This window comes from Rhodococcus sp. NPDC057014 (assembly GCF_042673295.1).
In the GTDB taxonomy this organism is placed as follows: Bacteria; Actinomycetota; Actinomycetes; order Mycobacteriales; family Mycobacteriaceae; genus Rhodococcus_F.
This window is the reverse complement of the sequence record NZ_JBHUSF010000590.1, coordinates 1-2185: the sequence shown is the minus strand read 5'-3', so window position 1 is coordinate 2185 and position 2185 is coordinate 1. Positions and strand designations below refer to the sequence as shown.

Genomic DNA, 2185 nt, shown 5'->3' with positions numbered 1-2185 from the left:
CGCCCATCGTGTGATGGGCGGGCCCGGTTCCGGGATGCGGGCGTCTATCGACGCCCGGTCACGAGCTTGACCAGGAACAGGAGTATCACCGCGCCGAGGAGACAGGTGAAGAAGCTGAACCAGAGGCCGCCGCCTTCGACGTCGGTGCCGAAGAGGCTGAGGATGAATCCGCCGAGGAGTCCACCGACGACTCCGACGACGATGTTGAGGATGATCCCCATCTGGGCGTCGGTCTTCATGATCTTGCTGCCGATCCACCCGGCGAGGCCGCCGATGATGATCCAGCCCAGAATTCCCAGTCCTAGCACGTATCAGTCCTTTCAGGGGTGAGTGTCATCCGGCGGTCGCCGGTGTCACTGTTCGGCGCGCTGGCGTGCTTCCTGCGCCTCGGCCTTGCCGCGAGCCTTCTCCGCTTCGGCTTCCTTTGCGGCCGCCTCGCGCTGAGCGGCGGCTTTGTCCTGCTGCGCCTTGCCCTCGCGGGTGAGGTCGTCCTGGCCGGACACCGCACCCACGGCTTCCTTCGCTTTGCCCTTGACGTCTTCGACGACGCCCTTGACGGCCTCTGCCGGTCCGCTGTCGTTCTCAGCCATGTTCGTCACCTTTCGATAGGGGAATGGTCGGTCCGTGCTCAGCGCGCTTGCGAGGCGGCCTGCTTCTCGGAGTGCGCACCGTTGTTGGAGAGGCTGCCGCCGGAGTTCTCCAGGTGGGCGCGCACGAACCACTGGAACTTCTCGAGTTCGCCGGTCTGGCCGATGAGGAGGTCCTCGGTGATCGGGTCGAGTTCGCCTGTTTCGGCGATCGCTCTGCGGTTGTCCTCGACGACGCCGCTGTACACGAGGTCGAGGGCACCGAGGTGCGCCTGCGCCGTGTCACGGTTCACCGAGTAGTCGTCCCACGTGCGGTCGCGGGTGATGGCGGCCGGTGTGCCGTCGGGCGATTTCCCCAGGGCGGCGATGCGTTCGGCGACCGCGTCTGCGTAGCCGCGCACCAGTTCGACCTGCGGGTCGATCATCTCGTGCACGCCGATGAAGTTCGGACCCACCACATTCCAGTGAATGTGCTTGAGCGTCAGATGAAGATCGTTGTATGCGCTGAGCCGCTTCTGCAGGATGTCGGCGACTCGCGCTCCCTGATCGTCGGAAAGACCTGGCACGGTGAACTTCGACATTCTCGGTCCTCTCTTTCGCTTGCTGACTGCCTGCGGAACCCCGGGGCGTGGATACCCCGTTCGGTCGCCTGCGTGTCGGGGCGGCGCCCGGTGAACTCACCGCGTACCCGTGACGGAAGGTCTCGAATCACGGGCCCTGACCTCGCCGGCGGCTTCTGTTCGTGTCGCCACGCGTTCTCGACTCGATCGCTGAAGTTCCGACACTTCGACCGTACTACAAAATCTATGTCTGGCAAATCAGATCTTCTGTGGCGAGTGACGCGGATGCGTTGTGTCCGCCAGATCTCGATTGCGCAAACGCTCGGCCCGAACCGGCCCGTACTCGACAGAGACCCACTAGTTTCGGGTTGATTCGGCCAGGGGGCCGAAAGTGTGCACGCCGAGGAGGCGCAATGCTCAACGTGGTTCTGCTCGTGGTTCTGCTCGTTGCGAGCCTGGGAGGCGGCGCCGCGCTCCGCGGCCTCACCGATCGGAGGGCGGCACGATGAGCGCAGGCGACACACTGCCTGCCCGCCCGTCGACGGACCTGCAGACCGGCACGGTGCGATGGTTCAACGCCGATCAGGGTTTCGGGTTCCTCGCCCCGGCCGACGGTTCCGACGACGTCTTCGTCCACGTCTCCGAAATCGCGGGAGACGGTCACCGCGTCCTCGTGGACGGGCAGCGTGTCAGCTTCACCGTCTGCCGCACCGACACCGGCAATCAGGCACGCGACGTCCGGATCGCCTGAGACCCACCGAATCGGGTTCGTCGAACCACACGTCAGGGACACATTCGGGACACGTTCGCGCTTTCGTTCGCCGGCGGGTTGAGGGCCGCGGCAGCTGGGTACGCTGCCGAGAGTCGCAGAAACCGACGACACAGACGTGGAGTGCAGATGGCCGAGGTCGACGAGGTTAGACGAATGAAAACGAGATCCGGTGTGCCCGTGGAACTTCGTGTGGCGGCGGAGTTCGAACAATTGCCCGTGGTGCGCGCCGTGGCGGAAACGCTCGCCGTTCTGGGAGACTTCACGCT

4 protein-coding genes and 1 pseudogene are annotated in these 2185 nt (G+C 64.9%); 2 read left to right on the top strand and 3 right to left on the bottom strand.

The features are described 5' to 3' along the window. Positions 1-44: 44 nt before the first annotated feature. From ACFTZB_RS45190 to ACFTZB_RS45180, 3 genes are read right to left on the bottom strand one after another with little or no spacing between them, the layout of a single operon-like run. Complete coding sequence (locus tag ACFTZB_RS45190) at positions 45-308, bottom strand: GlsB/YeaQ/YmgE family stress response membrane protein (protein ID WP_095864160.1); 264 nt, start codon at positions 306-308, stop codon at positions 45-47. Between the two features lie 45 nt (positions 309-353). Next, positions 354-590, bottom strand: coding sequence for a CsbD family protein (locus ACFTZB_RS45185; RefSeq protein WP_378442461.1), 237 nt, complete (start codon positions 588-590; stop codon positions 354-356). A gap of 38 nt (positions 591-628) precedes the next feature. Next, positions 629-1168 (bottom strand): Dps family protein, encoded by a 540-nt coding sequence (locus tag ACFTZB_RS45180; protein ID WP_378442459.1) that lies wholly within the window; start codon positions 1166-1168, stop codon positions 629-631. 484 nt (positions 1169-1652) lie between these two features. Between ACFTZB_RS45180 and ACFTZB_RS45175 the strand changes: the two genes are divergently transcribed. Beyond that, positions 1653-1898, top strand: a complete 246-nt coding sequence (locus ACFTZB_RS45175; protein WP_378442457.1) for a cold shock domain-containing protein — start codon at positions 1653-1655, stop codon at positions 1896-1898. A gap of 147 nt (positions 1899-2045) precedes the next feature. Beyond that, positions 2046-2185, top strand: a pseudogene (locus ACFTZB_RS45170) (ATP-binding protein); the annotation flags it as partial.

What these genes read in the sequence shown, in the direction of transcription:
- ACFTZB_RS45185 (WP_378442461.1), bottom strand. Translation starts at nt 590, where the DNA reads ATGGCTGAGAACGACAGCGGACCGGCAGAGGCCGTCAAGGGCGTCGTC.
- ACFTZB_RS45180 (WP_378442459.1), bottom strand. Translation starts at nt 1,168, where the DNA reads ATGTCGAAGTTCACCGTGCCAGGTCTTTCCGACGATCAGGGAGCGCGA.
- ACFTZB_RS45175 (WP_378442457.1), top strand. Translation starts at nt 1,653, where the DNA reads ATGAGCGCAGGCGACACACTGCCTGCCCGCCCGTCGACGGACCTGCAG.